The organism is Chitinimonas violaceus (assembly GCF_052601015.1).
This window is the reverse complement of the sequence record NZ_JBQXDJ010000230.1, coordinates 1-468: the sequence shown is the minus strand read 5'-3', so window position 1 is coordinate 468 and position 468 is coordinate 1. Positions and strand designations below refer to the sequence as shown.

The 468-nt window shown below is 60.3% G+C and carries 1 protein-coding gene; it reads left to right on the top strand.

Going from position 1 to position 468, the window contains the following annotated elements:
• A partial coding sequence (locus ACUHMQ_RS21070; RefSeq protein ID WP_445297393.1) for a hypothetical protein occupies positions 1–468 on the top strand: 468 nt, incomplete at both ends.

The following is a 468-nucleotide window of genomic DNA, read 5'->3' as shown; positions in this document are numbered from 1 at the left end:
GTGATGGTCGTGATGACTGGGTGGAGGTGTACCAGGATGCGGAGGGGGTTGAACACCTGCGCAATGCAGTCAGCCATGGCAATGCGAGTTGGAACTGGGCGGGTGATGTTGCGGTAGGCAAGAAGGCGCAGAGCCGTTACCTGGCAGCCGATCTGAACGGCGATGGCCGTACCGATGTGGTGCAGCTGTGGAAGAACGAAGCAGGTCAGGCAGTCGCGACAGCCTGGCTGTCGGATGGCAATGGTTATACCCAGGGCAGTGACAGCGTGTTGGGTGCATGGCGCGATGAGGCGGTCTACCGCCTGAATGATCAGGATGGTGATCATCGCGCTGACCTGGTTGGCACCTGGGTGGAAGAGGATGGTCGTCAGGTCATTGCCAGCTGGCGCAGCGATGGCGTCCAGTTTGTGCAACGTGGCGATTGGCGGCGCGATACCCGCTTTATCGAAGGCGACTTCAACGGCGATG